This is a genomic window from Brevibacterium iodinum ATCC 49514, from assembly GCF_900169265.1.
GTDB lineage: Bacteria > Actinomycetota > Actinomycetes > Actinomycetales > Brevibacteriaceae > Brevibacterium > Brevibacterium iodinum.
This window is the reverse complement of sequence record NZ_FXYX01000029.1, coordinates 21,884-29,153: the sequence shown is the minus strand read 5'-3', so window position 1 is coordinate 29,153 and position 7,270 is coordinate 21,884. Positions and strand designations below refer to the sequence as shown.

Here is a 7,270-nt window from a genome sequence, read left to right as displayed (position 1 = left end):
ACATATCACCGACGTCGCCGACAAGCCCGGTTGGGTCGATTGACACCAGTAGAGTACGAAGCAATCATAGAGCCAGCTGCTCTCGCAGCTTGACACTCAAACTGTCACCTTTCTTTGCATCAGTCCCGCGGCGAGTCTTGCTGTGCAGGCGGGTGCCAACGTGAAGGCAGTGCAGAGGATGCTTGGGCACGCATCAGCGGCTGAAACCCTCGACGTCTATGCGGACCTCTTTGACGATGACCTCGATGACATTGCTGCGCGCCTCGACCAGGCTCGGACTGAATCGGAATCGAAATAGATGTGCCCAAACAGTGCCCACAAACTCCGAATTGACCCGAGAGGAAGCCTAGAATACGAGGATTTAAGGCTTGAAAGATAGGGGTTCGAATCCCCTATCCTCCGCCACAGAAGTCCCGGCCTCGCAGTTTCTGCGGGCCGGGACTTCGTCGATTCACCGGCTGCGGGTTCCGAGTCGGTCGAGGGAGGCTCGTATTCGGACATCCCGCACCGATTGTGACAGTTCGCACCATTCGTGCCACCTGCCACCGGTGCTTTCGCATCCCTCGTCGGTCGTGGCTCAACGCACCGGTGCAACGAGGTAGTGTGCCGCCAAGGGTGAGTGATGCGGAACTGGGTGCAGCGGACGGCAGTTGCCGGAACGCAAATCACATGACGTTTAATGGCGAAGTGCGTCATTGTGACGGCACGCGTCAGCCCGCGAAGTCTGCCCGCCGTGTGTGGTCTGCGGCGCGGCCCAGCAGCACGAATCGACCGCCACCTCTCTCGCACTGGCCCTGGCCACCGAGAAGCTCAAGGTCATCGCCGCCATCCACCCGGGCATCTGGGAGCCGGCCGTGCTCGCGAAGTTCATCCTCACCGCCGACCAGTTCACGAAGGGCCGGGCCGCCATCAACGTCGTCTCCGGCTGGTTCAAGGACGAACACACCCGCCTCGGCCTGTCGTGGCTCGAACACGGCGAACGGTACCGCCGATCCGCCGAGTTCATGGATGTCGTGCGCAAGCTCTTCACCGAGGAGAACGTCGAGTACCGCGGCAATTTCTACACCGTCGACGACTTCACCCTCCGCCCCGGCCCCTACCCGGTCGAAGGCCGCCCCCACCCGGAGATCTTCCAAGGCGGAAACTCCTCGGCCGCTCGCATCAACGGCGGCAAACACGCCGACTGGTGCTTCTCCAACGGCAAGGACTTCGAAGGCTTCCACGAACAGTACGACGACGTCACCGAGGTGGCCCGAGCGCACAATCGGAAAGTCCGCTTCGGACTCAACGGATTCGCCATCGTCCGCGATACCGAAGCCGAAGCCCGCGAACAGCTGCGTGAGATCATCGCCAAAGCCGATGAAGGCGCCGTCGAAGGATTCCGCAAATCCGTGCAGGAGGCCGGAGCCTCGACTCACGATAAGAAGGGCATGTGGGCGGACTCGAGCTTCGAAGACCTCGTCCAGTACAACGACGGCTTCCGCACCCAGCTCATCGGCACTCCCGAACAGGTCGCCGACCGCATCATCGAGTACAAGAAGATCGGCGTCGACCTTATCCTCACCGGCTTCCTGCACTTCCAGGAGGAACTCGAAGCGTTCGGCAAGACCGTCATCCCGATCGTGCGCGAGAAGGAAGCCGAACTCGTCAACAGGGGACTGCTCACCCCCGCCGGAGTCTGAACCTGGAGGCGGGTTTGCCTCAGGCCACGCTGAATGACGCGGACCTCAGCGTCAGCTTCGTCCGCAGCTGATCGCCGGTGAGGCTCGCGGTCTTCCCCTTCACCGAGGTGGCTTTCACCGTCTTCACCAGACCTGAGCCGGTCTTCGCCACCGCCACAGACCGGACGTCTGCCAGCCCGAACGCCCGTGCCATGTCGGCCTGCTTGGCCGTCACCGACCACGAGGCGTTCGGGTTCTGCGCAGAGGCATACTTCGACGGAGAGTCATCGACCGAGACCAGGTACGGCACGTCCGACCCCCACACCTCGGCAGCCGAATGCGTCTTCGACCCGGCCGACGACGAGTAGACAGCATCGATGAGCCCGCCCTCGTAGGTGATGAGGCGCGCCGACCTCACCGTCGACCCGCTCGTGGTCTGTGTCGCGGCCACGGCCTTGCGCCATGGACCGGAATCGCCTGCATTCTCATGAGTCCACCCGAGAAAACGCTGCGAGGCCACCTCGTCATAGACGTTGCACCCGCAGGCCGGCTTCACCGCACCGAGATTGCGGTAGGCGTAGGTGCGCGAGGCGATGGCCTGAGAGCGCAGGGCTTCGGACTGCCACGAGGCCGGCATCTCAGCGATTCCCGGCAGATACTCCTTGTTGAGCCCCAGCACGTTGACGACATTGAGCGAACCCTTCAGCTGTCCGATCTCGATCCGCCCGTGCCGGTAGGTGCCGGTCGCTCCGTCCTGTGCACCGCTGACCGATACCGTCGTCGCCGAGGAGCCCTTCCAATACCGGGTGCCCTGCCATTCGATGGTGAGCTTGGACCCGGAATAGCTCTTCGCCCCGACCGTCACCTTGACCGAACCGGACGAGGTCCGCTCGATCGTGACCTTCGATCCCGATTCGATGGTCTTCGACCCGGCCTTGACGCGCAGACGACCGGAACGCGGGGTGATCGTCACGGACTTCTTCCCGGTCAGCAGCTGCACCTTGAGGCTGGCATCGGCGTTCTTCGACATCGTCGTGACCTTCGCACCCGTGTAGTAGTGCTGCAGGATCTGCGTCGAGGACTTTCCGGCCGCCGCCATCCCGCGTGCGCCGTACTGGCTCATCCCGACCCCGTGGCCGAAGCCTGACCCCTTGATCGCGAACGACGACGGTGCTTTCGTCAGCGTCACTTTCGCCCCGGATTTCGCCGTCCACACGATCATGCCGTTCTGGAACTTCTGCCGGGTCTCCGAACCTGAGCGGTATTCGTTGCTCGTCGGATAGCCGAGCGGACCGCGTTCCCACCCGGACTTCTTCCATGCTGTGCGGATCGCACCCAGAGTCGCATGGGCGGCGGTGGCCTTCGTCCAATGGATGCTGCCGTGCTTGAACGACTGATAGCAGCCCTTCTGGATCAGCGTGCACCGCTTGGGGCCGGTCGCAGGACCGAGCTTGCACGTATTTCCGCCGAGCGACTTGTGCATCGCCCCGATCGCACCCGAGGTCGCATAGGCGGCATGTGCCGGAGGCGCTGTGGAGCAGAGAACGAAGAGGAGCCAGATGAGCAGCGCCGCGAGGGCAGGAGTCGTCGCCTTGACGGACGGGGAAGCTGGCATGAGTTGATCATAAGCGCGGCTGTCAAGACCCCAGGTGACGAACAGACGAACTCCCCGGAACGATCGTTCCGGGGAGTTCGTCGCCGAGGTGGTTCCGCCTCGGCGAAAGAGGCATCGTTCCAGATCAGCTGAACTTATCAGCGATTGCCTTGTTGAAGGCGTCGAGGTCGTCGGGGCTGCGGGAGGTGATGAGGTTGCCGTCGACGACCACCTCGGTGTCGGCCCAGTCGGCTCCGGCGTTGATGAGGTCGGTCTTCGTCGAGATGAATGACGTCAGCTTCCTTCCCTTGGCCACACCCGCCTCGGCGAGGATCCACGGGGCATGGCAGATGGCCGCGACCGGTTTCTCGGCGGCGAAGAACGCCTTGACGAGGTTGACGGCGTCCTCATTCAGACGTACGGCATCGGAGTTGAGGGTGCCGCCGGGCAGAACGAGGGCGTCGAAGTCATCGACCGAGGCTTCGGCGACGGGAACGTCGACGTCGAAGGTCTTCGCGTGCTCCCAATCGCCTTCCATCGCCTGCAGAGTCCCCTCTGAGGGGGAGACGATGACGGTCGTCGCTCCGGCCTCGTCGAGGGCTGTGCGGGGGCTGGTCAGTTCGACCTGCTCGACGCCGCTGGTGAGGAGGAATGCGATCTTCTTGTCAGAGAGTGCCATGATGGTGCTCCTTGTCGGTTGTGATTGGTGAGATTGTCGAATCTGACATGGGCTCGGCTGGCCGAAACCTCGAGGCCGACGTGCAGCTGGGCCGACGCCTACATTGGACACAACAACGGAAAGTGCAGAGTTGTTCCAGATCGCGACGAACGGATTCCCCTGGTCGGGATGACCAGGGGAATGCGATTCGGGGATGCGAGACGCTCGAGGGGTACGTTTCGCGGGCTCGGCGGACGGCTCAGATGTTCGGGAACTCGAGGCTGTAGCCGATGCCGGACTGCGACGCCGAGGTGATCTTCACAGTGCCGTAGTGATTCTTGCCGGCAGCGGTGACGGTGCAGTTCTGCGATCCGCTGTGGGAGAAGATCCGCAGGTCGGAATAGCAGTCGACGGTGTCGACCGTGGTGCCCTGCTTGGCGTAGGCGTTCTTGATGTCCGCCTCGAGAACGTCGGCGGGGATCTTGCCGTTGCCGTCGGCGTCGAGTTCGACTCCGTCTTCGCCGATCCGCGGGCCCTGGTAGCCGTTGTCGGTCGTGCCGCTCGACGACGATGATCCGCTCGAGGTGGAGTCGCTCGAGGACGACGATCCGGTCGACGACGAGCCGGTCGAGGTGGAGGAGCCACTCGCCGAGGAGGTGCTGGACGAATCGGTGGATCCGCCGCTGCCGGTGGTGCCGGTCGAACCCGAACCGGCGGAGTCCGAGGTGGAGCCCGAATCCGATGCCGGTTCTTCGGCGGTCGTCTCGGTGTCCTCGGTCTGCTGCGCCTGTTGGCCGTCCTGCTCCTGGCCCTGGCCTTCTGGGCCGAAGGTGATGTTCATATCGCAGGCCGAGAGTGTCAGGGTCGCGGCGAGAGCTCCGGCAACGGTGATGGTTTTGAGAAGTGTCTGTGCCTTCATGATCTGCTCCTGGTCTCGTGTGCAAAAAGCGGTCGGTGTTTCGTACAAGACAAGCCTCTCAGCGCGAAGCCGTGACCTGGGCCGATTCGTGTTCGGATCCGGTGACGCATGTTCCAGGACGGACACATCGGCCTAATCTGGGGCTGTGTTCGATGACCGGAGCCGAAGAGATCCGAGAAATCTTCGCATGCGATGTCGAGAACACTCGTCCGGCTGCGTCCCAGACATGTGAGCGAGCACAACCCCGTGCGAGCGACACGAGACAAGGAGACCATCATGGCCAAGTACCTCATGCTCAAGCATTATCGGATGTCGGAGCAGTATATGGATTACACCCCGATGGATCAGTGGAGTCCCGACGAGGTCGACGCACATGTGGCGTACATGAACGCCTTCGCCGACAGACTCAAGGACTCCGGCGAATTCGTCGACTCCCAGGCGCTCTCGCCCGAGGGCACCTTCGTCCGGTCCGGCGGACCGGGCAAGCCGCCGGTCACCGAAGGTCCCTTCCCAGAGACGAAGGATCTCATCGCCGGGTGGATGGTCATCGACGTCGAGAACTACGACCGCGCTCTCGAACTCGCCGGCGAGCTGTCGGCCGACCCGGGCAAGGGCGGGGAGCCGATCAACGAATGGCTCGAACTGCGCCCCTTCCTCGACCACGCACCCAGCGTGGACAAATGATCAGGGACGCGAACGGAGTCCGCGATGATCGATCCGGTTCCCCTCGCCGAGGCGGAGCTGCGTGAGCTCGTCCCCGCCGTGATCGGCATCCTCGTCAGTCGTGGAGGAGACTTCGCGACCGCCGAGGACGCCGTCGCAGACGGTCGAGGACACCGACTGGGTGCAGATCGTTCAGTGGTACGACGAACTGCTGTCCCTGCGCGATACACCGATCGTGCGACTCAACCGGGCCGTGGCCGTCGGGGAGGCCGATGGACCCGCGGCGGGCCTGACCGAACTGCGGGGACTTGACGAGAGCCTGCCGCGCTACTTCGCCGTCGAAGCGCACCTGCGCGAACGGGCGGGGGAGTCACAGCGGGCCGCCGAGTTCTGCGCACGGGCCGCCGCACGGGCCGGCAGCCTCGCCGAACGCGATCATCTCAACCGGCAGGCGGCACGCGTTCGTTCGGGGCAGGGGCACCGACCGTGACCGAGACGCCGATGACGGCGGTGGTCACGGTCTCGGTGGGCCGCCTCGGCGAGCGAGGTTGATCACTCCTGTCGGCAGATGACATTCGTCAGCCCCGATCGCGGACTACGATCGAAGGGAGCACTCAGCTCACCAACCCATGTCAGCGATCCCGTCACCGGGCTCCGTTCCCGATGTCGAAAGAGGCCGAACCCGTTTGAGCCACCTGCAGGAGTTCTTCCGCATCCCACCGGGCGAACGCGACCATATCCCCGCGTTCCGCATCGCCCTGGGAGTCGCCATCCCGCTCCTCGTGCTGCTCGGAATCGACCGCCTCGACCTCGCCGTCTATGCCGCCTTCGGCGCCTTCACCGGCATCTACGCGCGCTTCGAGTCCCCACGATCGCGGACCAGACGCCAGTCAATCGCTGCCGCCGTCCTCGTCGTCTGTGTGGGCATCGGCGCCCTGCTCAGCAGCCTCGGAGCTTCGGTCTGGGTGCTCGTCGTCGTCACCTCACTCGTGTCCGGTGCGGGTGCGGCCATCGCCCTGCGCTTCCGGCTCAAACCCGGCGGGTCGATCTTCTTCATCTTCGCCACGGGAGCCGTCGGATCCATTCCGGGCGGCGCATCTGTGCCGGTGGCAATGGGTGTGGCGGCCGCCTCGGCGCTGGTGTGCATCGGTCTCGGAGCGCTCGCCCACTACGCCGGCGAACGCATGCCTCCGGAGAAGGAGACCTATGTGCGGGTCGGGCTGTCGCCGGTGGGCAAGGCTGATCTGGCAGCCCACGCCGCCCGATTCACCATCGCCCCGTTCATCGCCGGAGTCCTCGGCACCCTGCTCATCGATGTGCTCCCGCTTCTGTCCCACAGCTATTGGGCGATGGTCGCGGCGGTCGCACCGATCACTCCGCCCGGCCGTTCGGCCCGTCTCAAGCGCGGCGTCCACCGGGTGGTCGGAACCCTGCTGGGCGTGATCGTCACAGCGTTCCTGCTGTCGTTCCCCACCGAAGCGTGGCAGCTGGTGGTGTGGGTGATCCTGCTGCAGTTCCTCGCCGAGATCTTCGTGCTGCGCAACTATTCGGTCGCTCTGCTCTTCATCACTCCGTTGGCGCTGCTCATGACCCAGATCGGCAGCCCGCACCCGGTTCCGGAGCTGCTGGCCTCGCGTGCCATCGAAACCCTCATAGGCGCCGTCATCGGCATGCTCGTCGTCATCGTCGGGTTCAGCAGTGCGAAGAGGACGCGCGCCGAAATCGATGCCTCCCCGCATGCCGATGGTGACGACGACGACTGATCCTAGGAGGAC

At 64.1% G+C, this 7,270-nt stretch carries 7 protein-coding genes and 1 pseudogene; 5 read left to right on the top strand and 3 right to left on the bottom strand.

Annotation, left to right across the window (positions count from 1 at the left end; all coding sequences use genetic code 11):
* Positions 1-127: 127 nt before the first annotated feature.
* Together BI49514_RS17125 and sfnG are read left to right on the top strand one after the other, a co-directional pair.
* Positions 128-298: pseudogene (locus BI49514_RS17125) on the top strand (site-specific integrase); the annotation flags it as partial.
* Positions 299-737: 439 nt separating this feature from the next.
* Positions 738-1,682, top strand: a complete 945-nt coding sequence (gene sfnG / locus BI49514_RS14845; RefSeq protein WP_219618458.1) for a dimethylsulfone monooxygenase SfnG — start codon at positions 738-740, stop codon at positions 1,680-1,682.
* A 19-nt stretch (positions 1,683-1,701) separates the two neighbouring features.
* Here the strand turns inward: sfnG and BI49514_RS14840 are convergent, their stop codons facing one another.
* From BI49514_RS14840 to BI49514_RS14830, 3 genes are all read right to left on the bottom strand, one after another.
* Positions 1,702-3,276, bottom strand: coding sequence for a SpoIID/LytB domain-containing protein (locus tag BI49514_RS14840; protein WP_101547235.1), 1,575 nt, complete (start codon positions 3,274-3,276; stop codon positions 1,702-1,704).
* Positions 3,277-3,400: 124 nt separating this feature from the next.
* A complete protein-coding gene (locus BI49514_RS14835) occupies positions 3,401-3,934 on the bottom strand; it encodes a type 1 glutamine amidotransferase domain-containing protein (RefSeq protein WP_101547234.1) in 534 nt (177 codons plus the stop codon).
* Between the two features lie 238 nt (positions 3,935-4,172).
* Positions 4,173-4,832 (bottom strand): hypothetical protein, encoded by a 660-nt coding sequence (locus BI49514_RS14830; RefSeq protein ID WP_101547233.1) that lies wholly within the window; start codon positions 4,830-4,832, stop codon positions 4,173-4,175.
* A gap of 276 nt (positions 4,833-5,108) precedes the next feature.
* Between BI49514_RS14830 and BI49514_RS14825 the strand changes: the two genes are divergently transcribed.
* From BI49514_RS14825 to BI49514_RS14815, 3 genes are all read left to right on the top strand, one after another.
* Positions 5,109-5,516, top strand: a complete 408-nt coding sequence (locus tag BI49514_RS14825; protein ID WP_101547232.1) for a YciI family protein — start codon at positions 5,109-5,111, stop codon at positions 5,514-5,516.
* A 100-nt stretch (positions 5,517-5,616) separates the two neighbouring features.
* Entirely contained in the window at positions 5,617-5,985 is a 369-nt protein-coding gene (locus BI49514_RS14820) for an RNA polymerase sigma factor (protein ID WP_180954391.1), read from the top strand.
* A gap of 196 nt (positions 5,986-6,181) precedes the next feature.
* Complete coding sequence (locus BI49514_RS14815; protein WP_167443923.1) at positions 6,182-7,258, top strand: FUSC family protein; 1,077 nt, start codon at positions 6,182-6,184, stop codon at positions 7,256-7,258.
* Positions 7,259-7,270: the final 12 nt, after the last annotated feature.